Genomic DNA, 23,782 nt, shown 5'->3' with positions numbered 1-23,782 from the left:
TAAGCGCCATTGCGGCGTGCAGGACCCGCACAACAGGAAGCGCGGGCATGTCAGGACACAGGGAGGAAGCTTTTATTATCGGCTTTTTTGCCACCCGAAATAAAAATTTCTTAACCCCCTGCCTTAGAATTATTTAACTAGCTTGTTACCCTGCTGATCCACCACGGCCTCGCCATCTTCCTTGCTAAATGCGGCTTGCTGCCTGTTTGGCAGGATAGCTAAAACTTCTTCTGAGGGACGGCACAAACGGGTACCCAGCGGGGTAACCACAATGGGTCGATTTATCAGAATCGGCTCTGCCAGCATGGCGTCAATCAGCTGGTCATCAGTTAGGGCAGGATTATCCAGAGCCAGACGGGCAAAAGGCTCAACATTGCTTCTCAGCAGTGCCCGTGGAGTGATAGCCATAGCGGCGATCAGCGTCAGTAATTGCTCGCGGGAAGGCGGTGTTTCCAGATATAAAATAATATCGGGTTCAACACCGGAGTTTCGGATCATTTCCAATGTATTGCGCGAGGTGCCACAAGCCGGGTTGTGGTAAATGGTAATAGCTGACATAGCGCCGCCTTTTTAGGGAAAAGAATAAGTTTCGACAAATGATCTACAGTGACAGTCTGATCGCCAGGGCCAACAAGGTCATCAACAGCACCGGTAAGGTCATCACAATGCCCACCCGGAAATACTGCCCCCATGAAATGGTAATATTTTTCTGCGCCAGTACGTGCAGCCACAGCAAGGTCGCCAGACTGCCGATAGGCGTGATCTTCGGGCCAAGATCACAGCCAATAACATTGGCGTAGATCATTGCCTCTTTGACCAGACCCGTCGCTGAACTGCCGGTAATAGACAAGGCACCAATCAACACCGTCGGCATATTGTTCATCAGCGAAGAAAGAAATGCGCTAATAAAACCAGTACCCAGACTTGCCACCAGGACACCATGGGGTGCTAACAGATTAAGCAGCATGGACAGGTAGTCGGTCAAACCCGCATTGCGCAGTCCATACACCACCAGATACATGCCGAGTGAGAACACCACGATTTTCCATGGTGCTCCCAGCAACACTTTACGGGTATCAATGATGTTTCTGCGCCGCGCAATAGTCCACAGTGCCAATGCACCAAACGCCGCCACCGCGCTAACGGGGATGCCAAGGGGTTCAAGTACAAAAAAGCCAAACAGCAGCAATAGCAGCACCAGCCAGCCGGTAGCAAAAGTGACGCTGTCAGTGATGGCCTCAGCGGGCTTTTTCAGCTTGCCTGGTTCATAGATTTGCGGAATATCACGGCGAAAATACAGATGCAAGACCACCAGCGTGGCGAGAATTGCCACCATATCTACCGGTACCATCACCCAGGCATAGCGATTAAAGCCAAGTGTAAAGTAATCGGCAGAGACAATATTCACCAGATTCGAAACAATCAGCGGCAAGCTGGAAGTATCGGCAATAAAGCCGGCAGCAATCACAAAAGCCAGGGTGGAGCGATGGCTAAAGCCCAACGCCGCAAGCATGGCAATGACGATCGGCGTTAAAATCAATGCGGCACCATCGTTGGCAAACAACGCGGCAACGCAGGCACCCAGTAACACAATATAGGTAAACAGCAAACGACCTTTACCCTGCCCCCAGCGCGCCACATGCAGAGCCGCCCATTCAAAGAAACCGCTTTCGTCCAGCAACAAGCTGATAATGATCACGGCGATAAAGGTAGCAGTGGCGTTCCAGACAATATGCCAGACCACCGGGATATCGTTAATTTGCACCACGCCGGTCAACAGTGCCAGTAGCGCACCAATGCTCGCCGACCAGCCGATACCCAAGCCTTTGGGCTGCCAAATTACCAGCAGCAGAGTAAAAATAAAAATCGCAACCGCAAGCAGCATATGACACCCTGTTAACAAATATGTTTTAACATATATATAGAATTAAAAATCGTCTTGTCAGCAGCGGGATTTGCCGTCCGCAGTCAAGGGATCCTGCGCTAACTGTTTACTGATAGCGGTGATCTCGGCCATGCGACACTGCCAGGCTTGTTCTATTATATTGGCGGCCCACATCGGCAAATGTGGCGATAAACGGTAGTGGATCCACTTCCCTTGCCGACGGTCGGCAAGCACCCCACCTTCACGCAACATGGCCAAATGGCGGGATATTTTTGGCTGGGTCTCATTTAACGCGGCAACCAACTCACAGACACAGAGCTCCCCGCTACTGCGTAAAAGGAGTATGATAGTCAGCCGCGTATCTTCTGATAAGTATTTAAAAAACTGTAAAGGGTCTAGTGGCGTCATCCGCACTCCTTATCTTTTCCGCTATCTTAGCTCGGCCAGAGCGGGAGTCAATTACATATTCGCTTTAACGCATATGTAATTATGCATCAGTCCCGATCCCGGTATCAGAGGGGAATACGCTTAACTTATCCCGCAACAAAAGGAGTCAGCCATGAGTATCACCTATGTCATTGTATTAAATTATATAAAACCCCTGGAGGAGATTGACCGGCATATTGCTGACCATGTGCAATGGCTTAATCAGGGATATGAGGCGGGGGTGTTTCTGGCTTCCGGACGACGAGTGCCACGGGTAGGCGGGGTTATCCTTGCGCGCGGAGAGAGTATTGAAGACCTACAACTGCGATTAAGCCGGGATCCCTTTCAGCAACACGGCCTTGCCAGCTGTGAAATTATTCCTTTTGAAGCCAGCAAGTGCGCCCAAATGTTGCAAGGGATCCTCTGATTTTTGCTACTCTCTTGCCAAAAGAATGCTTATCCCTTGGCGTTTTCGATAATTTTATTATGTAATTCAATGGTTAAGCGCTCGACCCTTTCGGTCAGTTGCTTGGTCATGGTGGTCAGTTCGGTATTTTGCTGCAGCAAATGGAGCATCTGTTCATTTTGCTGCGCGGCAATTTGCAGCCGTTGGTCGTTAATGCTGGCGATATCTTCCCGATGCAGCGCATCGGCCTCGGCGCTGGCTTTGTCTCGTTCCGCCTGCCGGGTTTGTGCCAGCAAAATCAGCGGCGCGGCATAGGCTGCCTGCAAGCTGAAAGCCAGATTCAACAAAATAAAGGGATAGACATCGAACTTCACCCACCCCACAACGTTCAACACAATCCAGACTAAAACAATTAGCGTCTGGGCACCAAGAAACAAGGGTGTACCAAAAAAGCGGGCAAAAGCCTCGGCCTTAAGCGCAAACCAATTTTCGCCAAAGGTCGGCCATAAATGATGATATTGGCGATGAAAGCGTAAATGATCGCCGATTATTCTTTTAGCCTGACTGGCGGGCTGCGGTTCCGTTTCTTTCATATTAACGTCCTGGAGTGAATTGATATGCTCATTGCGTTATCCGCATAACAGGATATCGAGCTTGATGGCGAACCGGCGGTGATTATCTCAAATTAACGGCCTGATTACGCTGAGTTAATTGGTTGAATCAGAAGCATAATGACCTTTTATATTAAGTAAATATTTCACTACTATTGCCTCTGAGGACACTTGACCGTGATAAAAGCAGCTGTCATATTTATTTTATGAATACTTATCAGCCTGATAGTTCAACAACTCGCACCACGACCCGCTCTGCTGGTGGGTCGCGAGCTATTGCATGCTGTTAAGCTGATAACTCAAGCCCCGCCGTCAACGGCCGGGCAATTGATCCTGGCCGTAGCGGTATTAACCAGGAGAAAACATGTCCTCTCAACTCTCGCCACGCCAGGCACTATTAGTTATTGATATGCAAATCGGCCAATGTTCTGTCGATCCCCTGCCTTATCTGCGTGAAAATTTGCTGAGCAATATTAATCAGCTTATCGAGCATTTTCATCACACGGATCTCCCGGTATTTTTTATTCGTCATGCGGGTCCGCAAGGCTCGCCTTTTGCTGCGGGTGAAAAGATCTGGCACCTGATACCAGAACTGAATATTGATGGCGAGCGCGATATCCTGATTGATAAATCACGCGCCAGTTGCTTTGTCGAAACGCCGCTGGTGGGGCTATTGCAACAACAGCAAATCACTGACGTAGTGATTGTCGGCATGAAAACGCAATATTGTGTCGATACCGCCTGTCGGACCGCGCCAGCCTTTGGTTTTAATCCCATCCTGATCGCCGACGCCCACAGTTGTACCAATAGCCAACAGCTAGCCGCCGCCGATATTATTGCTCATCATAATGCCTGTCTGCACGGGCCCGTCGCCAGAGTAATGACTACGCAGGATTTCTGTTACCCCGCAGCACATTAAGCCCGCACCAGTTATGAGCGCCGTTGACCTGGCGCTTATTAACTGCCGCATTTTCTCCTCTATGGGCTTAAGTATTTCTTAAGTTACTCACCCTAAGATCGCTAACTTGTGAAAACTATACCGCTGTTAAATAAGATGCATTTATTCAGCAAAGTCCTCTTTACCGGTGGCGTGACTCGCCTTACCGTTGCACGGCTTTTTACTGCTAGCCAGTAAGTCAGAGAACACTATTTTCGGCAACTTTTAGCCGACAAACGATGAGGGTATTATGGAGCAGCTAAACCATCTGTTGTTTACCTGGATAAATGCAACACCGGCATCCCCCAAGTGGTTGCTTTCCGTTGCTTTTATTTTGGCAAACGACATGATTTTGATTGTCCCGGTGACCATCGCCGCTTTATGGCTATGGGGTGAGCACCAAAAAATGGCTTTCCAGCGAGAAGTGGTTAGCAAAACAGTTATCGCCTTGCTGTTTGCCATGGCTTGCGCAAAAACACTGTCGGTCGTCTTTCCACATCCACGCCCTTTTATGGAAAGTTTTGGCTATACGTTTTTGCAGCATAGCGCAGACAGCTCGTTCCCCAGCGATCACGGCACGGCTATTTTCACCTTTGCGCTGGCGTTTCTGTTCTGGCATCGCTTATGGTCGGGGGCACTGTTTTTGCTGTTGGGGTTGGGCATTGCCTGGTCACGCGTCTATGTTGGTGTCCACTGGCCGTTAGATATGCTGGGAGCCTTTCTGGTCGCCCTGCTCGGTTGTCTGTTCTCGCAGCTACTGTGGAACCTGTTTGGTACCCCAATGAGCCTGCGACTCGAGAAACTTTATCATGCCTGTTTTGCCATCCCGATCCGCAAAGGCTGGGTTCGCGGTTAAGCAGCGCCATTAAAAAGGCGAGGACATCAGCCTCGCCTGAGTTTGATGACAAAGTCGTCTTGATGATCGAGATACCCGGGCATAGCACACCTAGGGGCGCTCCGGCGGGCAAGCCCGCTACGACCCCAACGGTGCACTCTCCCTAATAACGGACTTTGTCAGCAGTCTGAGGCGAGGACATCAGCCTCGCCTTTATCTTTAACGAAAAACAGTGGTTATTTACCGAACAAACCGCCAAAAATCCCGCTGATCCTCATCATCACAAAGTCCCACATACGGCTAAAGAATCCGCCCTCTTTAACATCTGCCTTGGCGACCAGCGGGCGCTGGTCAATCACTTTACCATCAAGGGTAAAGTTGATAGTCCCCACCACCTGATTTTTTGCAATCGGCGCTTCAAGCTGTGAGTTATTAAGCGTAAAGCTGACTTTAAGATTCTTTAACTGGCCTTTAGGGAAGGTCAGCGAGGCATCGTTTTCTACACCGAGAGCAACGTTTTTCTCGTCACCAAACCAGACACGCTGGGTAGTGAAGGCGTCAGTCGCTTTGATCGGGGTAATGGTTTCATAGAAACGGAAACCCCAGTTCAGCAGCGATTCACTTTCGCTAAAGCGTACACGGTCGCTTGGCGCGCCCATCACCACGGCTATCAGGCGCATACCGGTGGAATCTATTGCCGAAGAGACCAGATTATAGCCAGCCCCCGAGGTATAACCGGTTTTAATGCCGTCAACGGTGAGGTTACTGCTCCACAGCAGGCGGTTGCGGTTGATCTGCCGAATACGGTTAAAGGTGAATTCCTTTTCCTTATTCATTGCATATTCATCTGGCGTATCGCGGATCAGCGCCTGAGAAAGCAGCGCCATATCACGCGCCGAGCTGTACTGACCCTCGGAATCCAGGCCATGCACCGTTTTAAACTGGGTATTATTCAGTTTTAACTGCTGCGCATAGCGATTCATCAGCCCGACAAAGGCATCCTGGCTGCCGGCAACATAGTCGGCCAGCGCAATGCTGGCATCATTGCCCGACTGGATAACAACACCTTTGTTTAACTCAGAGACCGGTACCTGATCGCCGGGTTTGAGAAACATCAGTGACGAACCGCGCAACACCGGATTGCCGGTCGCCCAGGCATCTTTACCTACGGTGACCACATCGGTGGAGTGAATTTTTCCAGACTTTAACGCCTGACCGACGACATAACTAACCATGATTTTGGTCAGACTGGCAGGGTCAAGGCGCGCATCGGGATTGGACTCGGCAATAATTTTGCCGCTGCCGTAATCCATCAGCACCCAGGACTTGGCGTCAATTTGTTGCGCAGCAGGTGCCCCCGGCGTGGCGGCGGTGGAAGGGGCTGCCAGTTCGACTGGTTTTGCCGCGGCATTCTCAGCCTGGGCAGCAGGAAACGTTAGCAACAGCGCGGTGCCGCTGAACGCACAAAGAAGGTTTCGTTTGGATAAGAAAGAGATTGTCATAGGTTTTTTAGCGCTTCTGTCCGTGTAACTGACATTTATGTTATCTTTCAATCAGGTTGTGATATCTGGCGATATAAAAACTACCGCTTTCTTCGTAGATATGAAACCGTTCCAATGTAAAGTTTCTTCCACAAGGGGACATAATTGCGCTTTTGTCTGCTTTAGATCACGCATTTTGCGGATGAGGCAGAAAAAAATGCTGTCGTTCCTTGCGAGTGCACAGATTAACGGTTGTCCGGGGCAGAAATCTAAAAAATTTGATAATTATTCAGTTAAGCAGGGAAAATGGCACTCTTTATTAAAGCACTGATTGGCGCATTGGTAGTCATTCTGATCGCCATGCTGTCAAAAAGCAAAAGCTACTATCTGGCAGGACTGATCCCACTGTTCCCCACCTTTGCCCTGATTGCCCACTATATCGTCGGCAGTGAGCGCTCGGTGGAAGCATTGCGCACGACGCTGATTTTTGGTCTCTGGGCGGTGATCCCTTATATAGTTTATCTGATCTCCCTCTATCTGCTGGTCGGCTCAATGAAGCTACCCTATGCGCTGCTTAGTGCAGTCGGTTGCTGGGCGCTGGCAGCCTGGTTGTTGATCGCGCTATGGGGCCGTTGGCATAGCTGATACCCTGACTACAAAGCAAAATCCCGTATAAAGGCGCGGCCTTCGGTTTCCAGCTGCTGGCAGATAAAATCGATAAACTGACTCAGTGCCGCCGAGCGATGTCTACCCGCCTGGGTTTGCAGTTGTAATGTACGTTGGCTCAATTGTTCAATATTGATGCTTTTTATCACCAGATTGTCGCGGCGCGCTTTAAACAGCACCGAGTAGTGACTGCAGGCCACAATGGCCCCCGGCGTGCTGAGCATAAAGTCATAAAGGGTGCTAAACCGGTTGCAGCTTAATGCCGGTTCAAGAAAAATGCCGCTCATCCGGCAGGATAAATCAAATAACTGGCGGATGGTGCTGCCCTGCTCATTCAACGCCAACGGATAAGGGTGCAAATCGCTGAGCTGCACCTCGGCGTCTGCCAGCGGGTGATCGGGACGCATCGCCATTCTGACTGGAGCGGCATATGACGCCAGCACATCAACGCCGCGTTCCGGCGATAAACTAAACTGCAATGCCAGGTCACAGTCGCCGCTACGCACCATTTCCGGGATCTGCGAGGCGGTAACCACATTCAGGTAAAACATAACGCCGGGGTTGATCGCGCGAAAACGCGCAAACACCTGCGGTAACAAATCAAACGCCGGACCGTCGGTACAAGCCATGCGGATCACCGTGCGTCGTACTGCTTTCAATCCCTGGATCTCGGCAATAGCAAACTCCATATCGCGCATACTTTTACGCACATGATTTTCCAGAATTTGCCCGGCATCATTTAACACCATCCCCCGCGCATGACGTTCAAATAAGGTCGCTCCCATCCGTGCTTCTAATTGCTGGATCTGACGGCTAATGGCCGAAACGGCAACAAACAACTGTTTGCTGGCGGCACTTAGCGACCCCGTATTGGCCACGGCAAGAAAATAGCGAATTTCGTTACTGTGCATAATTGCTCCAAATAAGTGCATGCCTCTATTTTGTGCATGCCAGCATTCCAATTAAAGCAAAGGTCTCTTGCAATTATTATGATTGTAGCAAAGCTGGCTTTTCTATTAGATAGAAAGTGATAAAAAAATAATCGACACAACAGCGAGACTTTCTATGACAGTGGAAAAGGCCCTGAAACAGGCAATGAATTGGTTTGACAGCGGTGAATTCAAAACCGTATTGGCACGACGCATTGCGCTGGCAACCGAGAGCCAGTCAAACCAGCGTGACGAAGTGTTGTCAGGCTATTTTGAACAAGAAATTAATCCCGCCTTACTCGCCATGGGCTTTACTGTGCAACAGCTCGACAATCCTCATGTTGCCCATCGCCCTTTTCTGATTGCTACCCGTATTGAAGATCCGGCCCTGCCGACGGTGCTGAGCTATGGCCATGGTGATGTGGTATTTGGCGACGATGCCAACTGGAGTGAAGGCCTGACGCCCTGGACGCTGTTTGAAGACGGCGATCGCTGGTATGGCCGCGGTAGCGCCGATAATAAGGGCCAACACAGCGTTAATCTGGCGGCGCTGGAGCAGGTTTTTGCTGCCCGTGGCGGCAAGCTGGGCTTTAACTGCAAACTGCTGTTTGAAATGGGTGAAGAGATCAGTTCCCCGGGGCTGGCCGAGATTTGCCAAACGCACCAGCAGGCGTTAAGCGCCGATCTGCTGCTGGCCTCTGACGGCCCCCGCCTGAGTGCAGACCGCCCTACACTATTTCTCGGTTCACGCGGGGCAGTAAATTTCCGTCTTAGCGTTAACGCCCGTGAAAAAGACTATCACTCGGGTAACTGGGGGGGCTTGTTGCCGAATGCCGGTACCCTGCTGGCCAATGCAATTGCCTGTCTGATTAATCAGCACGGCCAGATGCAAGTAGCCGCACTGAATCCCCCGGCCGTCAGTCCCGCCATTCGGCAGATCCTCAGTGATATCGAGGTAGCCAGCACCCCAGGGGATCCACAGATTGATCCGCATTGGGGTACCGCTGGCCTGACACCGGCAGAGCGTCTGTTTGCCTCTAATCAGATGGAAGTGCTCTCTTTTCTGACCGGCGATCCGGCACGGCCAATGAATGCCATCCCAGCCAGCGCCACGGCCGTTTGCCAGTTACGTTTTGTGGTCGGCACCGACTGGCAAAATCTGCAACAACACATCCGCAACCATCTGGATGCTCTGGGCTTGCCGATGGTGGAAGTTGAATTCTTGCGTGGTTCTCCGGCAACACGTTTTGATCCCACCGATCCGCTGGTCGACTGGGCGCTGGAAATCATGCAGCAAAGCAGCGGCAAAAAGCCGGCCCTGCTGCCAAACCTTGGCGGCTCACTACCCAATGAAGTCTTTGCCGACATTCTCGGACTGCCTACGCTATGGGTCCCCCACTCCTATCCCGCCTGCGGTCAACATGCAGTGGATGAACATATGTTGATTTCCGTTGCCCGCGAAGGACTGCAAATTATGCTGCGTCTGTTTTGGGATCTCGGTGAACGCGGTAATGAGTTGCTGGCAGCTCATCACCAGCATGCTGCCAACAGTGCAATACAGGAAGGTGTCGTATGAGCCAGATCTCCACCCTTAAATCCATTGATGCCGCGCAAAGCGCGGTTAAACCCAGCCTGACCAAAACACTGTTCGTCACCTGTATTGGTAATGCCCTGGAATGGTTTGATATTGCCGTTTATGGCTTTTTTGCCGCTTATATTGCCCGCGCCTATTTCCCCACCAGCGATCAGACCGTTTCTTTGCTGCTGGCGTTTGGCAGCTTTGGTGTCTCCTTTCTGATCCGTCCGCTTGGCGCGATTGTGCTGGGTGCCTATGCCGACCGCGCCGGGCGCAAAGCCTCGCTGCTGGCATCCATTAGCCTGATGATGGTCGGCAGCCTGCTGATCGTGATCACCCCGTCTTATGCCACGCTGGGACTGGCCGCACCGCTGGTGATCTTGCTGGCTCGCCTGATCCAGGGGTTCTCGGCTGGCGGCGAGTTTGGCAGTTCCACCGCCTTTCTGGTGGAGCATTTCCCGGAACGCAAAGCCTATATTGCCAGCTGGCAGTTTGCCACCCAGGGTGCCAGCACGCTGCTGGCCTCGGCTTTCGGCCTCGGGCTGTCACAATGGTTGTCAGAAACGCAGCTTCAGGACTGGGGATGGCGTATCCCTTTCGCTTTTGGCCTGTTAATCGGTCCTGTCGGGTTGTATATCCGCCGCAATATTGAGGAAGCTGAGAGTTTTGTTAAATCCGATAAAACCTCATCCCCTCTCAAGACCCTTTTTGCTTCGCAAAAGTCGCTGCTGTGCATGGCCGTTGGCCTGATGGTGGTCTCGACCGCGATTAACTATATGCTTAACTATGTGCCAACTTATGCCACCAAGACCCTGCACTTCTCCGGTCAGGTGGCCTTTACCGCCACACTGCTGGCCGGGGTGATCCTCACGGTGGCGACACCATTGATGGGCTTGTGGGCCGAAAAAGTCGGTCGATTGCCGTTGATGTGGGGGGCACTGGTGCTGCTGTTGGTCACCATTTACCCCGGATTTTGGTTGATGACTCATTATACGACGGCCTCTTCGCTGATCGCGCTGGTTTGCTGGATGGCGTTACTGAAATCAGTCTATTTTTCGGCAGTACCGTCAATGATGGCCGACCTTTTCCCGGTCAGCACCCGCGCCAGCGGTATGGCCATTGGCTATAATATTGCGGTCACGGTATTTGGCGGCTTTGCTCCCTTTATCTGTACCTTGTTGATCACCGCCACCGGCACCAGCCTGGCACCCAGTTATTATCTGATGATTGTGGCCTTGCTCAGCCTATGGGCGCTGATCAAGTCACAGCAAAGCCAGCGCTAACCTGCGCTGTCCCTGTCCCTCCTCGCCAACAGACATGGCGATGGAGGGACTACTTATGGCGGCGACAGTTTTAACAATTTCCCCGCCTTTTCATCGGTTAGCAGATAGAGATAGCCATCGGGTCCCACCTGCACTTCGCGAATGCGTTGACCAAAATCGCTTAACAAACGCTGCTCGCCGCTGACTTTACCGTCTTTAACCTTGAGTACAATCAGCGATTTTTCCTTGAGTGCGGCGATAAACAGGCTGTTTTGCCATTGCGGGAAACGGACAGAATGATAAAAGGCCATGCCGCTGATCGCCGGTGACACCCGCCAGTAATAAAGTGGATCTTGTGCCCCGTTCATCTGTGTGCCTTTAGCTTCCGGGATCGGCGAACCAGAATAGTCAATGCCATAGGTGGCCAGAGGCCAGCCGTAGTTTTTACCTGCCTGAATAATATTAATTTCATCGCCACCGCGCGGGCCATGCTCGGTTTCCCACAGTTGTCCATTCCAGGGGTTAAAAGCCAATCCCTGGGGATTACGTTGCCCATAAGACCAAATCTCCGGGCGGGCATCCTGGCGGCCGACAAAAGGGTTATCTGCCGGGATCCCGCCCTCAGCGGTCAGGCGAATAATTTTGCCATTTAGCGAACGCAGATTTTGTGCCTCGATACGTTGGTTATTATCGCCAAGGGACATCAGGATATTACCCGCTGTATCAAACGCCAGCCGTCCTCCGAGGTTAATGCCGCTTTGCAGTGGCGGCGTCTGTACAAAAATCGTTTTAAAATCTGTCAGATGCCCAGCGTCTGCCGACAAGGTGCCATAACCAAGCTGGGCATGGGGCTGTCCCTGACTGTCACGTTGCGCAAAGCTGAGGTATACACGATGATTTTTGGCGAAATCAGGTGACAACCGTACGTCCCACAAACCCGCCTGGCCGTTGACCCAGACCTCAGGAACACCGGTGACCGGCGTTGGCCCGGACTGTCCCCCGCGCCACAGAAGTAATTGTCCGCTGCGTTGGGTGATCAGTGCGCCCTGTGAGGCGGGTAAAAAGGCCAAAGACCAGGGGTGATCAAGCTCGCTTAGCAAGGTTTCGACCTTGACTGTTGCCCTGGCTGCCGGTTCCGGCGCGGCCTGTGCCAGCACAAAACCTGGTGCAGCCAGCGCCCCTGCTGCCAGCAGCTTTAGCCACTGGGTTTTTCTTTTTGCAAATAAATGCCGCATGGCGGGGTTCCCTCGCTGTTGTAATGGCCATTGCTGTTGCTGATGACATAAAAGCCTAAGTGTAGACCAGTCCTCAACCGGGGATAATTCCTTGACCCTTATTATTTATATAGGCTAGATTCTTTACGCCTGCCCTTTATTATGAAATTAGTAAACATTTAAATTATTTAATAATAGATACTCAGCTTATCAACAGGATATTAATTATTTATGATTAAAAAATACCTGCATTTATTTACTCTATTTTATGGCCTGATAATGGCGACTATTTCGCACCCGGCCATTGCCAATAACCCGCCTTCACATCCTGTTGTTGAAAAAAATAGAATAACCATCGCCGTTGGCGGACAAAATCTGTTTTATTATTTACCGCTAACCATTGCTGATCGGCTGGGATATTTTCGCGATGAGGGATTAACGGTGGAAATTTCCGATTTTGCCGGAGGTGGCAAGGCCTTGCAGGCGATGATTGGCGGCAGCAGCGACGTGGTGGCCGGAGCCTATGAACATACCCTCAAGATGCAGACTAAAAAGCAGTCGCTCACTGCCTTTGTTTTAATGAATACGGCACCGCAGATTGTCATGGCGGTTTCACGCAAAACCCTGCCCAATTACCAACAGATTAGCGATCTGAAGGGCAAAAAGATCGGCATTAGCGCCCCGGGCTCTTCCACCAATATGCTGGCCAACTTTGTACTGGCCAAAGCGGGACTGACGCCAGACGATGTCTCTTATATTGGCGTTGGTACCTCGGCCGGGGCGGTAGCGGCGTTACGTGCCGGGCGAATTGACGCCATTGTCAATACCGATCCGGTTATTGCTCTACTTGAACAAAACCATGAGATCACCCTGATTGCCGATACGCGCAGCGAGCAAGGGACCAACGCGATCTTTGGTGGCCAGATGCCCGCCGGTGCGTTATATGGCAAAAGCGAATTTGTTGCAGCCAATCCACACACCATCCAGGCATTAACCAACGCTATGGTACGTGCCTTGCACTGGCTGCAAAAGGCATCACCACAGGAAGTCAGTCGCGTGGTGCCTGCCAGCTATTTATTAAACGACGTAGCGCTTTACCAGCAGGCGTTTGCCAAAAACCGGGCAACGCTCTCCAGCAACGGCTACTTTTCCCCTTCGGGCCCGGAAACGCTGCTGGCGGTGCTGAAAAGCTATGATCCGGACTTTGCCGCTGCCGATATTCATTTGGCGACCACCTGGACCAATCAATTTGCAGCGCATGCTAATGACAAATATAAATAAGCGTTATCTACCGGTAGAGGAAATTCCGCCTGCATTGTCATTAAAGCAGATAGGTTATCACTTTGGCGGTGGTCATCAACAAGGGGCCGATTATCTTGCCATTGCCGATACCTCATTATCTGTTGCGGGCGGAGAATTTGTTTCTGTGGTCGGCCCTACCGGCTGTGGCAAATCAACGTTGCTTAATTTGGCGGCCGGTTTATTAATGCCAACGGCCGGTGAAGTCCAGGTATTTGGCCAGCGGCTCAGTGGGTTGAATACCCGGGCAGGTTATATGTTCCAAAACGAAGTGTTACTACCGTGGCGAACCGCCAGCGAAAATATTCTGCTCGGTCTGCAATATCGCGGTGTCGACAAACAGAGCCAACGGCAACAGGCGCGCTATTGGCTGGCGCGGGTCGGGCTAACAGCATTCGCCGACTGTTATCCCCATCAGCTGTCAGGGGGGATGCGCAAGCGCGTGGCGTTGGCGCAAATGCTGATCTTGGATCCGGATATCATCCTGATGGACGAACCCTTCTCCTCACTGGATATTCAAACCCGCTATCTGATGGAAAATGAACTGCTGGCGCTTTGGGAGGCAAAGAAAAAGGCAGTGCTATTTATTACCCACGATCTCGACGAAGCCATCGCACTGTCAGACCGCGTTATCGTGCTGTCTGCCGGGCCGGCCAGTCACCCTGTGGGAGAATTTAGTATCAACTTGCCCAGACCACGGGATGTCAATGAGATCCGCCATCAGCCACAATTTATTGCCTTGCATGCCGCGATATGGGATGTGCTGCGCAACGAAGTACTCACCGGCTACCAACAACAGCAGCAGCGAGGATAATATGCATAAATATGGGTCCACCATTGGCTGGCAATTGGCGATCCTGGCGCTATTGCTGCTGCTCTGGCAACTGGCATCACGTGATGCCCAGGTGGCTTTCTTTTTCGGTGAACCCGCTAAGGTCGCAGCTTGCCTGCTGCGCTGGTTTACGCAAGGCAGCGGCAAGCTGGAGATCAGCTGGGGAGATAACATCCACTGGCAGTGGCACTTCCCGGCAGAAATTTATCCCCATCTGCTGATCACCCTTAGCGAAACCCTGCTGGCATTTATTCTGGGTACCCTCGCCGGATTGGTCAGCGGTTTATGGCTGGGTTTGTCACCGCTGCTGGCGCGAGTGCTTCGCCCCTTTATCAATGCCGCTAATGTCCTGCCTCGCGTAGTATTAGCTCCGATCTTTTCCATGTGGTTTGGGCTGGGCATGGGGTCCAAAGTAGCGCTAGCGGTTACCCTGGTGTTTTTTACCGTGTTCTTTAATGTTTATCAGGGAGTGCGCGAAGTAAATCCGGCATGGGTCAATAACCTTAATATGCTGGGTGCCAATTCCTGGCAGCGCATCAAAACACTCTACCTGCCTTCGGCACTAAGCTGGGTATTTTGCAGTTTGCATAATGCTATTGGTTTGGCCTTTATCGGCGCGGTGGTCGGCGAATACCTCGGTTCTGCGCGCGGCATTGGTTACCTGATCCTGCAAGCAGAAGGCAGTTTTGATATTAATACCATTTTCGCCGGGATTATTGTTTTGACCCTTTGTGCCCTGCTGTTGGATAGCCTGGTCAGTCTGCTGGAAAGAAAACTGTTGAAATGGCAGCCGGATAACCAGCGGCAATGCTAGACATTAGTAAGTCGCGCCAGCCAGTCTGCACCGGGATTAGTGCATCCGCCGCGGTACTGGCGGCAGGTTAAATCAACTTTATATATGAGCTGTCGTTTACACTACCCAAGCAATATGGCATAACCTGTATTCCGAAATTTCATACTTCATTATGTGGCGCAGATCACAACTTAATTGTATGATGATTGCATATTTCCACTGGGACAGACGCCATGCGCTCCGCAATATCACTGCTTTTACAATATATCCGGGCATTTGTGCTGATTTATGCCTGTTTATACGTCGGCAACACCATTTCCATGCTATTACCCATCACTATCCCCGGGAGTATCCTCGGCATGTTGATCCTCTTTGCGCTGTTATCGACGCAGATCCTGCCCTACCAATGGGTTAAACCAGGCTGTAGTTTACTGATCCGCTATATGGCGCTGCTGTTTGTGCCCATCGGCGTCGGGGTGATGAGTTATTACGATGAATTGCGTACACAGTTTGGGCCGTTAGTGGTCTCCTGCCTGGTCAGTACGCTTGTTGTCTTATTGGTGGTGGCCTTTTCATCCCACTATGTTCATCGCGAACGGCCAGTGATTGGCGAGCCGGAGGAAAAATAATGACAAATATCTGGTGGTCTCTGCCGTTGACCCTGCTGGTGTTTTTTGCCACCCGCAAACTGGCACTGAAGCTTAAAATGCCGCTGCTTAATCCGCTGCTGATGTCGATGGTAGTGATTATCCCGCTGCTGCTGCTGACCCATATTCCCTATGCCCGCTATTTTGCCGGTAGCAAGATCCTTAACGATTTGCTGCAACCGGCGGTGGTGGCTTTGGCGTTTCCGCTGTATGAGCAGTTGCATCAGATTCGCGCCCGCTGGAAATCCATTATCAGCATCTGTTTTATTGGTAGCGTGGTGGCAATGACCACCGGCACCGCCATTGCCTTATGGATGGGAGCGACGCCGGAAATTGCCGCCTCTGTGCTACCTAAATCGGTGACCACCCCTATTGCCATGGCAACGGCACAGTCAATTAACGGTATACCGGCCATCAGTGCGGTGTGCGTTATTTTTGTCGGTATTCTCGGGGCGGTGTTTGGCCATACCTTGCTTAACCTGTTAAAGATTAGCACCAAGGCCTCGCGTGGGCTGGCAATGGGTACCGCCTCCCATGCCCTGGGCACGGCGCGCTGTGCCGAGATGGACTATCAGGAAGGCGCATTCAGTTCGTTAGCCCTGGTGATTTGCGGCATTATCACCTCACTACTGGCTCCTTTCTTATTTCCGGTCTTACTGCATATTTTTGGTTAATCCATGTCGCTTGCTGACGCTCAATATGGGGCGTCAGCAAGCGTCAGTACTGCCAGTTGAGGGTAAAACCCAGAATTACCGGGCTGGCAGCAAAACCTGCCGGCTTGACCAGCGGCAGGCCAACAAACAGATCATAGTCGGTTGCCAATACCTTCCCACGTAGTCCCACCACTGTTCCCGCCAGGGCGCTGGCTGTCGGCCAATCCCGACTGCCACGACCCGTTTTGCCATAATCCAGACCCAGGTAGAGTTGCTGGTTTGCCACTGGCGTATGCCACGCCAGATCATTGCGCAGCCACCAGCCACTGTCGGCATTAAGGGTTTGCTCGCCATCAAAGCCGCGCACCGTCCAGCGATTACCGATGGCAAACTGATCTTGCGACATTACCGCCGCCGACGCCTGCTGACGGAAATAGCCGATGGTATAGTCAAGGTTTTGTCCATATAGCCGTAATGGCACACGCCCCTCGGCGTGCATCTGCATAATATTACCCAGCGCGGCGGCCTGCCCGTCAGCGTTATAGTCGATCTCACGGGCGGCAAACCATTGCGTGGCTTGTTGATAGCTGATACCAGCGTGCAGAGTAGCAGCGCCAAGCTGCTGTTGATGCCGCAGACCGAGTCGCCAGGCAGAGCTATGTCGGTGTTTGCTGTCAATAGCGCTGTCATCGGTATAAGTATGGGATACGCGGGCCAACGCCATAAAATCCAACCAGGTTTTCTGGCTGCCGTTGCGCTGTAATACCCGGCTTAGCTGAAAATTGACGTTTTTGCTGTTGCCGCGATATCGATCGTCTCGCGGTCGTGCGGCCGGATGCTGATGATAATCGTAGCGACTGACGGTGATACCGGCCAACCAATAGCCAAAGGGCAGCGAGTAGTGACCCGTAAAGTTGCTATTGCCCTGTTTACTGCCACGCTGCACAGCGTTGATGGCTGATAAATAAAACAAGTCATTAAATAACAGCGGATTGTCTAGCGATAGGCTTAACCCTGCCTGATAGCGTCCGCTGCTGGCCGGCCCCGAATTATCCAGTGACGCCCCCAATCGCCACATTTTTTCCTGCTGCCAATGTACGGCAACGTCGCTCACCCCAGGTATTGTGGTGGCAACCAACGCGGTATCGGCTGTTACCGTTGGTAAACGACGCAGATTAGCCAGACCTTGCTCTATATCGGCAAGATCAAGGGGATCTCCGCTGGCAAGGGGAAAAGCGTTATAAAGCGTAATGGCGCGGTGGCTGTCTGCGGTAAGCTGCAACCGGCCTACCGTACCAACATTCAGTCGCAGAGACAAAGTACCCTGCCTCAAGTCCTGCGGTAGAACCACTACCTGGCTGGTGGTATAACCGCTGGTGACCAGTTGCTGTTGCAGCATATCCGCCAACAGCCTGATGCTGGTGATCCCCAGACATTTCCCTGCCCCCTGATTGGCGATATTTTGCAGCGGCAGCCAAAAGGGTAATTTCTCTCGGTCCACTAATTTTATTTTAGTGATAAAAAAACAGGGGATCTCGTGAGGAAAAACTATTTTGGCACTGCGTTTATTACGGAGTAATAAATACACTTCAGGGGGGCGTACTGTTAATTTTTTCTCTAACGCCTGTTGGCGAACACGCTGATAGATAAGCTGTTGGTTAGCTACTGACGGTAGACATACAAACGCGAAAAAAAATAATAAAAAAATTGCCAACTGCAACGTTATGTTGTTTGTTCTCACGGAATATCCTTATTCCAACCCAGGATATAACCCCAGGTTATTAGTGTTACGGGTAAGAAATATATCACCAATCCTGGCGTGCACTGCCCGGAGCAGAGGTATGCCATCTGACAATATCTTGGCAATCAGTTACAGGCAGTGTAGCACCATAAATATTTTTGTAGACAGCACTCTATCTGAAAGTCACAGTCTCAAACAAAACAACTGGCCGCTTATTTAATTAGCATGCTGTGTCATTATATTGCACTATTAAACGGCGAGGTTATTACGAGGAGTGCTAATTATATTCCAGATTATAAGCGAGGCGGGATCTTATTGAAAAAGTGTATGTCACTCTAAACCTTAGTATAAAGAGTGACATACAAAGCTGACCGCACCCGGTTTAAGTACGTTCAGAAAGCAGTCCATTCAAATAATTGAATGGCAGTGTATGGCAATATTAATAACCTGGAAAGGCTATTAAAGATGGTAGCTATAGAGTCAGAAAAATCATCTGGCCACTGGCATGACGGTTAGCCGTAAGAAGCAGCAGAATAATGTTTCCGGTACACAATCCGAATTGACCGGGAGTCAAAGCGGATTGCGTCTATTTCAAAGTCGCGCTCAAGAATAAAAATGACAAATCATTTATTAAGCTGGAACAGCGACATCTGCGACATACTGGAGAAAGTTTTATACGAGGCCTGAAGAGCCACCTGCTGCAAACTGTAGTCAGAAATGGCCTTGGTCCAGTCGGTGTCAACCAGTGAGCTCAGGGTGCTCGCATTGGTCACGTCGCGGTCGCTACCCAAATTGTCCAGGGTATCAACCTCGTTCATGCTGGTACCCACCTCAGAATGCACCGTCAGAACATTGTTCAGCGAATTGCTCAAGCCACGGTTGGCTTTATCAATGGCTGCAGTGTAATCCGTCGTATTGGTAAAACTCGCTGACGGCGTATTCAGTGCAGTGATAGCATTATCCAGCGTTTTGAAAATATCTGTTTCACTGGCTGAACCATCCGGCTCGGCAACAGGATCACTGGTCAATGAGTTAAAAATCTGCGTCCCTGTGTGATCAATGGTGAGAGTACGGGTGGCATCCACCTGCTGGGTGATCGGCGAACTACCGCCATTGTAAGTCACTGCACCGGTGGTGGCATCAACACTATAAGGAGGAGTATCCGTCTTATAACCGCCAAAAATATAACGTCCATTACCGTCAGTGGTGTTAGCCAGAGTAACCAACTGATTTTTAAGTCCCTGCAATTCCGTCCCCAGTGACGCACGGTCAGAGTCGCTGAGAGTACCATTACCAGCCCTGACAATCACAGTTTGCGCAGACTGAATGGTCAACACCACACTTGATAACGTGCTGTCTTCCAGACTCAGGCTCTGAGTGGCAAAGGTACGCGCCAGACCATATTGCGTGTTTTGCGCCTCAGATTGCTTAACCATCACCGCCTGCGAGGCAGCCAACGGGTCGTCTGAAGGTCTATTGACTTTCTGACCGGTAGAGAGCTGCAGTGCACTTGCCTGCATCAGGTTCTGATTATTCAGCACACCGCTCATATTCTGTGAGTAAATCATATTGGTACTAAGGCGCATGGCATCAGTTCCTTACTAATTCAAGGTAAAAAAAGTCAAAAAGGCCAAGTTACGCCGATACCGCACTAATAATGGCATTAAAGATCGTCGAAGCGGTCTGAATCACCTGCGAATTGGCAATGTAATATTGCTGATAACGCTGCAAGTCACCGTACTCTTCATCGAGGTTGACCCCAGAAATTGACTGCTGTTGCGCGGTCAACTGAGTGACAATATTGGTCTGTGCCGTACTATTGGTTTGCAGCGTATTGACTTGCGTACCCACGCTACTCACCAGACTGGCATAAGCACCGCTCAACGTCGTTTTGCCATCGACCAGTTTGGCTGTTTGCAGGTTTAGCAATGCCTGGGCATTGGTATTATCACTTACCCCGGCAGTAGCCGTACTGGCTGCCGCAATTTTAGACGGGTCGGTGATAGCAACATCAATACTGCTGGCTGCATTGCTCACCGTTTTAATGGTGAAACGATCATTGGCGTTTGGCGTACCGGAAACTCCGACCGACAAGCCATCAAAGTTCAGGGTGGCATTGCCACTGCTGTCGGTTCCCGCCGTTGGCGTAATATTGGCACCATCGGAGACGCGAGTAACTTTCCAGTTTGAACCGTCGTAAGTCATGGCGTAGTCACTGGCTTTTACTGCCGTGGTATCGCTGTAGCTGACGTTCAATGTCGCCGTACTGGTATTTTTACTGTTGCCGACCACTGAGGCGCCGGTATAGGAGAAAAAGTCAGTCCCTGCGGTGCCCGTAAGATCGAAACCTTTATCGTGCTGAGTATTGAAGCTCGATGCCAGGTTAAGGGCTAATTGCCCCAGTTGGTTAACAGCCGGTGCGAGGTTGTCGCTTCTAAAAGACAATGCCCCGCCCAAGCTACCAGTAGTGATACGACTTTCACTGATTTGCGACTGAGTACCATCTTTTGACTGCACGGCAACGGTAGTTTGGCTGGCATCGGCATCTGATGGCACCGCTACCAATGTGGCCGCTGTGGAGCCCTGCACCAGAGGGATACCATTGGCAAAAGAGACGTTATAGGCATCACCGTCTTGCTGGGTCACAGTCACGCCAACGATAGCGTTAAGATTGCTCACCGCCAGATCACGTTGGTCAAGTAACGCATTGGGTTCTTGACCGGTGCTGCTGCGGGTTTGCGAAATCTGGCTATTGAGGTTGGCGATCTGCGCAGTATAGTTATTAATCTGCGTGACATTATCGCTAACCTGCTGATTGATACCGCTGTTCATATCATTAAGATATTTTGCAGCGCTATTAAGCTGTGAGGTCAAAGCCTGGGCATCGCCCAATACTGTCTGGCGCGCTGCACTGTCGCTGGCATTACTGGACAAGGTTTGCAGACTGGTAAAAAAGGTCTGCATAGTAGTATCAAGACTGGTAGTGGTACTTGACAGTAAATCGTCTATCTGTGAAGCCTGGCCTGACTGAGTGGTCAAGGCGCTATTGACGGTGCTGGCGCTAAGTAGTTGATTGACCACAAAGGCGTTATATTCGCGGTTAATACCGGTGACATTGGTGCCGTTGCCCAGATAGCCGGCAGGGGTACTGGTGCCGTTGGCTTCTGTCAGAATAGCCTGTTCACGGTTATAACCGGCAACGCTGACGTTGCTGATATTGTTACTGACCGTGCTGAGCGCTGCTTGCGCTGCATTCAATCCGCTCAGGGCGGAGTTAATTAAGCTACTCATGAGTGACCCTTTTCTTTCAGTGGGGACTGTCCATTATCAGGATCCCTGCCACCCTCTGGTTTAATTAAGTTGCCAACGTTAAGCGGTACAGCTTTGGTCAGCCTGAAATGATTATCGGCAAGCCTGGTCATTACTTGAGGAAAAAAAGCAAATTACTTCTGTTATCAAACAGACAGGCTCGCGGCATAAAAACGGGCCCACAAAAAGGTGCCAGAGATTAGAAAATTTTACTTAAATCGCTGCTGTAGGCTTTGACTGCCTGCTCACCGGCACCCTTGATTTTCTGGATCACGCTGACCAGCTTTTGTGCATAGGCCGGGTCAGTAGCATAGCCCGCGTCTTGCAAGGCGTGTGCGGCCTCTTCCGGCGTATTGGCTGCTGCGACCTGGGCATAACGCGGATTGGTAGTCAGCATTTTCACATAGTCGGCGATACCTTCCAGGTAAGAACCATAGACCCGGAAACTGGCCTGGACTTTTTTCGCCACACCATCGACATATTCTGTGGTGGTAATACTGGTAGTCGGACCATCCCAGCTCGATCCCGCCTTGATACCAAACAGGTTGTAGCTGTGCTTGCCATCGGCGGTGGGGATTTCGCGCTGACCCCAGCCTGATTCCAGCGCGGCCTGGGCGACGATCAACTGGTGTGGAATACCGCTTTCCTCGCTGGCCGCTTTCGCCGGCCCGGAAAGCTGGGAAACAAACTGTCCGCTGTCCAGGCCCAAAGGTGCGCCACCGGTGGTGCGGTCCGGTGCCGTTGGAATGACTTTACGCAGATACTGCTCCATCACCTGCACCGGCAGGCTCTGGATCATCTCTTTATCCAGCGCCATAGGTACAGTACCGGCGGTTTCTGATGGTTCGGTATTGCCGCCGGTCAGTTGCTTGACCATCATATCGGCCATACCCAGACCTTTGGAGGACATATCCTGGGCAATTTGCTGATCGTACATCGATGTATACAGATGGGTAGACTCACTGTCGAGTATGCCATCCTGCGGCAAGGCGGCACGCATGCTTTTCAACATCATCTGCACAAAAAGCCCCTCAAACTGTTTGGCAACCGTCTTGATCTGCCCTTGCGGATCGTTTTTCGCCGCCAGTCTGAGTTTGTCCAGATTTTGCGTGTCATAGGCGGCGCCTGACATCGACATAAGATCGCCCATTAGATAATCTCCAGGTCAGCACGCAGACAACCTGCGGTTTTCATCGCTTGCAGAATCGACATTAAATCGATTGGCGTTGCACCTAGCGCATTGAGGGTACGTACCACATTATTCAGGCTGGCGCTGGACTGCACGCGCTGCAGGGAGCCACCATTTTGGCGTACCGAGATATCCGTGCTTGGTGTAACCACCGTCTGTCCACCGGCCAATGGCGTATTTGGCTGACTGACATTACTGGACTGATTTACCACTACTGACAGATTACCCTGGGCAACCGCGCAGGTATCGAGGGTAACATCGCGGTTCATTACCACCGAGCCGGTACGTGAGTTGATAATGACTTTTGCATCCATAGGTCCGATCACGACGTCGATATTCTGGATTTCGGCCAAAATACGCACCTGAGAACTACCGCCACGCGGAACGCGAACCTGCACATTTCGTCCATCGAGGGCGGAGGCCATACCGATGCCACGACGGTTAATGGCATCACTCACTGCCTGTGCCATATTGAAATCATCTTCATGAAGCTGCAGATTGATCACCCCATCCGTACCGAAGGTGGTGGGTAATTCACGTTCAACCGTGGCACCGCCGGTGATACGACCACCGGAAAGCTGGTTAACGGTGACGCTACTGCCCCCGGAAGACGCACCAGCACCGCCGACCAGCACGTTACCCTGTGCCAGGGCATAGACCTGGTTATCCACGCCTTTAAGCGGCGTCATTAACAAAGTACCGCCGCGCAGGCTTTTGGCGTTACCCATGGAGGACACCACCACATCAATTGCCTGTCCGCTACGAGAAAATGGCGGCAGTTTCGCCGTCACCATCACCGCAGCCACGTTTTTCAACTGCATATTGGTCCCGGCCGGCACGGTGATCCCCAACTGGGATAACATGTTGGTCAAGGTTTGCGTGGTAAAAGGCGTTTGCGTCGTCTGGTCACCAGAACCGTCCAGGCCGACCACCAACCCATAGCCCAACAGGGCGTTATCACGTACGCCCTGAACGCTGGCCAGGTCACGGATGCGGTCCGCGGACGCCGGGGGCGAGCACAGGCTTATCAGGGTCGCCGCCACGGCTAGCGAGCGGACCAACCTTGACAATGAATCAGTGAATTTTTTCAT

At 51.4% G+C, this 23,782-nt stretch carries 23 protein-coding genes; 11 read left to right on the top strand and 12 right to left on the bottom strand.

The window, feature by feature from the left end; all coding sequences use genetic code 11:
- Positions 1-129 precede the first annotated feature (129 nt).
- The 3 genes from arsC to GW590_RS14510 are packed head-to-tail and all read right to left on the bottom strand — an operon-like array spanning position 130 to position 2,293.
- Complete coding sequence (gene arsC, locus GW590_RS14520) at positions 130-558, bottom strand: arsenate reductase (glutaredoxin) (protein WP_169403764.1); 429 nt, start codon at positions 556-558, stop codon at positions 130-132.
- Positions 559-601: 43 nt separating this feature from the next.
- Positions 602-1,885: an arsenic transporter gene (locus GW590_RS14515; protein ID WP_169403763.1), complete on the bottom strand. Its 1,284-nt coding sequence runs from the start codon at positions 1,883-1,885 to the stop codon at positions 602-604.
- A 57-nt stretch (positions 1,886-1,942) separates the two neighbouring features.
- Positions 1,943-2,293, bottom strand: coding sequence for a metalloregulator ArsR/SmtB family transcription factor (locus GW590_RS14510; RefSeq protein WP_169403762.1), 351 nt, complete (start codon positions 2,291-2,293; stop codon positions 1,943-1,945).
- Positions 2,294-2,444: 151 nt separating this feature from the next.
- Here GW590_RS14510 and GW590_RS14505 point away from each other — a divergent pair, with 151 nt between their 5' ends.
- On the top strand, positions 2,445-2,738 hold the full coding sequence (locus GW590_RS14505) for a YciI family protein (RefSeq protein ID WP_169403761.1): 294 nt from the start codon (positions 2,445-2,447) through the stop codon (positions 2,736-2,738).
- A gap of 29 nt (positions 2,739-2,767) precedes the next feature.
- On the opposite strand, the gene GW590_RS14500 is transcribed toward GW590_RS14505, so the two are convergent.
- Positions 2,768-3,310, bottom strand: coding sequence for a DUF1003 domain-containing protein (locus GW590_RS14500; RefSeq protein ID WP_169403760.1), 543 nt, complete (start codon positions 3,308-3,310; stop codon positions 2,768-2,770).
- Between the two features lie 382 nt (positions 3,311-3,692).
- On the opposite strand from GW590_RS14500, the gene GW590_RS14495 reads away from it, so the two are divergent.
- A complete protein-coding gene (locus tag GW590_RS14495) occupies positions 3,693-4,247 on the top strand; it encodes an isochorismatase family protein (RefSeq protein ID WP_169403759.1) in 555 nt (184 codons plus the stop codon).
- A 268-nt stretch (positions 4,248-4,515) separates the two neighbouring features.
- The gene (gene ybjG / locus GW590_RS14490; protein WP_169403758.1) at positions 4,516-5,121 is read left to right on the top strand and encodes an undecaprenyl-diphosphate phosphatase; all 606 of its coding nucleotides are present in this window, start codon (positions 4,516-4,518) and stop codon (positions 5,119-5,121) included.
- A gap of 215 nt (positions 5,122-5,336) precedes the next feature.
- Here the strand turns inward: ybjG and GW590_RS14485 are convergent, their stop codons facing one another.
- Complete coding sequence (locus GW590_RS14485; RefSeq protein ID WP_169403757.1) at positions 5,337-6,602, bottom strand: serine hydrolase; 1,266 nt, start codon at positions 6,600-6,602, stop codon at positions 5,337-5,339.
- Positions 6,603-6,887: 285 nt separating this feature from the next.
- On the opposite strand from GW590_RS14485, the gene GW590_RS14480 reads away from it, so the two are divergent.
- Entirely contained in the window at positions 6,888-7,226 is a 339-nt protein-coding gene (locus GW590_RS14480; RefSeq protein WP_169403756.1) for a GlpM family protein, read from the top strand.
- A gap of 8 nt (positions 7,227-7,234) precedes the next feature.
- Here the strand turns inward: GW590_RS14480 and GW590_RS14475 are convergent, their stop codons facing one another.
- Positions 7,235-8,158 (bottom strand): LysR family transcriptional regulator, encoded by a 924-nt coding sequence (locus GW590_RS14475; RefSeq protein WP_169403755.1) that lies wholly within the window; start codon positions 8,156-8,158, stop codon positions 7,235-7,237.
- Positions 8,159-8,312: 154 nt separating this feature from the next.
- On the opposite strand from GW590_RS14475, the gene GW590_RS14470 reads away from it, so the two are divergent.
- Positions 8,313-9,752, top strand: a complete 1,440-nt coding sequence (locus tag GW590_RS14470) for a M20 family metallopeptidase (RefSeq protein WP_169403754.1) — start codon at positions 8,313-8,315, stop codon at positions 9,750-9,752.
- Positions 9,749-11,035, top strand: a complete 1,287-nt coding sequence (locus GW590_RS14465; protein WP_169403753.1) for an MFS transporter — start codon at positions 9,749-9,751, stop codon at positions 11,033-11,035. Before GW590_RS14470 ends, GW590_RS14465 begins: the two co-directional genes overlap by 4 nt.
- Before the next feature lie 53 nt (positions 11,036-11,088).
- On the opposite strand, the gene GW590_RS14460 is transcribed toward GW590_RS14465, so the two are convergent.
- On the bottom strand, positions 11,089-12,249 hold the full coding sequence (locus GW590_RS14460; protein ID WP_169403752.1) for a PQQ-dependent sugar dehydrogenase: 1,161 nt from the start codon (positions 12,247-12,249) through the stop codon (positions 11,089-11,091).
- A 210-nt stretch (positions 12,250-12,459) separates the two neighbouring features.
- Between GW590_RS14460 and GW590_RS14455 the strand changes: the two genes are divergently transcribed.
- The 5 genes from GW590_RS14455 to GW590_RS14435 all read left to right on the top strand — a co-directional run bounded on the left by GW590_RS14455 (position 12,460) and on the right by GW590_RS14435 (position 16,473).
- Positions 12,460-13,509 (top strand): ABC transporter substrate-binding protein, encoded by a 1,050-nt coding sequence (locus GW590_RS14455; RefSeq protein ID WP_211186783.1) that lies wholly within the window; start codon positions 12,460-12,462, stop codon positions 13,507-13,509.
- A complete protein-coding gene (locus tag GW590_RS14450) occupies positions 13,493-14,341 on the top strand; it encodes an ABC transporter ATP-binding protein (RefSeq protein ID WP_169403751.1) in 849 nt (282 codons plus the stop codon). Before GW590_RS14455 ends, GW590_RS14450 begins: the two co-directional genes overlap by 17 nt.
- Position 14,342: 1 nt before the next feature.
- Positions 14,343-15,173: an ABC transporter permease gene (locus GW590_RS14445; protein ID WP_169403750.1), complete on the top strand. Its 831-nt coding sequence runs from the start codon at positions 14,343-14,345 to the stop codon at positions 15,171-15,173.
- Between the two features lie 212 nt (positions 15,174-15,385).
- Positions 15,386-15,781, top strand: coding sequence for a CidA/LrgA family protein (locus tag GW590_RS14440; RefSeq protein WP_169403749.1), 396 nt, complete (start codon positions 15,386-15,388; stop codon positions 15,779-15,781).
- On the top strand, positions 15,778-16,473 hold the full coding sequence (locus GW590_RS14435) for a CidB/LrgB family autolysis modulator (RefSeq protein WP_328803079.1): 696 nt from the start codon (positions 15,778-15,780) through the stop codon (positions 16,471-16,473). The genes GW590_RS14440 and GW590_RS14435 overlap by 4 nt, the downstream gene beginning before the upstream one ends.
- 43 nt (positions 16,474-16,516) lie before the next feature.
- Here GW590_RS14435 and GW590_RS14430 read toward each other — a convergent pair whose 3' ends face one another.
- The 5 genes from GW590_RS14430 to GW590_RS14410 all read right to left on the bottom strand — a co-directional run bounded on the left by GW590_RS14430 (position 16,517) and on the right by GW590_RS14410 (position 23,782).
- Positions 16,517-18,193 (bottom strand): ShlB/FhaC/HecB family hemolysin secretion/activation protein, encoded by a 1,677-nt coding sequence (locus tag GW590_RS14430; protein ID WP_408014940.1) that lies wholly within the window; start codon positions 18,191-18,193, stop codon positions 16,517-16,519.
- 623 nt (positions 18,194-18,816) lie between these two features.
- Positions 18,817-19,779: a flagellar hook-associated protein FlgL gene (flgL, locus tag GW590_RS14425; RefSeq protein WP_169403746.1), complete on the bottom strand. Its 963-nt coding sequence runs from the start codon at positions 19,777-19,779 to the stop codon at positions 18,817-18,819.
- A 49-nt stretch (positions 19,780-19,828) separates the two neighbouring features.
- Positions 19,829-21,484, bottom strand: coding sequence for a flagellar hook-associated protein FlgK (flgK, locus tag GW590_RS14420; RefSeq protein WP_169403745.1), 1,656 nt, complete (start codon positions 21,482-21,484; stop codon positions 19,829-19,831).
- Between the two features lie 217 nt (positions 21,485-21,701).
- Entirely contained in the window at positions 21,702-22,652 is a 951-nt protein-coding gene (gene flgJ / locus GW590_RS14415; RefSeq protein ID WP_169403744.1) for a flagellar assembly peptidoglycan hydrolase FlgJ, read from the bottom strand.
- The gene (locus GW590_RS14410) at positions 22,652-23,782 is read right to left on the bottom strand and encodes a flagellar basal body P-ring protein FlgI (protein ID WP_169403743.1); all 1,131 of its coding nucleotides are present in this window, start codon (positions 23,780-23,782) and stop codon (positions 22,652-22,654) included. Before GW590_RS14410 ends, flgJ begins: the two co-directional genes overlap by 1 nt.

The organism is Rouxiella aceris, from assembly GCF_012933545.1.
Lineage (GTDB): Bacteria > Pseudomonadota > Gammaproteobacteria > Enterobacterales > Enterobacteriaceae > Rouxiella > Rouxiella aceris.
This window is presented reverse-complemented; position numbering and strand designations above follow the sequence as displayed.